At 70.6% G+C, this 255-nt stretch carries 1 pseudogene; it reads left to right on the top strand.

The features are described 5' to 3' along the window. Window positions 1-8: 8 nt before the first annotated feature. Window positions 9-255 (top strand): annotated as a pseudogene (locus RN629_RS18340) (electron transfer flavoprotein subunit alpha/FixB family protein); the annotation flags it as partial.

The raw sequence follows: 255 nt of genomic DNA on the forward strand, positions 1-255 counted from the left end.
GTGGCCAAGTGAAGACGCTGGTTTGGGTCGAGCATGACGGCGGGGCCGTCAAGGATGCGACGCTGTCGACGGTGACGGCGGCGGCGAAGCTGGGCGAGGTGCACCTGCTGGTCGCGGGGCAGGGCATCGACGGCGTGGCGCAGGCGGCGGCGAAGATCGCGGGCGTGGGCAAGGTCCATGTCGCCGACGACGCGGCCTATGCCCATGCGCTGGCGGAGAATGTCGCAGCCCTGGTGGCCAGGCTGATGGAGAGCC

It is taken from the genome of Facivitalis istanbulensis, from assembly GCF_040560405.1.
Taxonomy (GTDB): domain Bacteria; phylum Pseudomonadota; class Alphaproteobacteria; order Sphingomonadales; family Sphingomonadaceae; genus Sphingomonas; species Sphingomonas istanbulensis.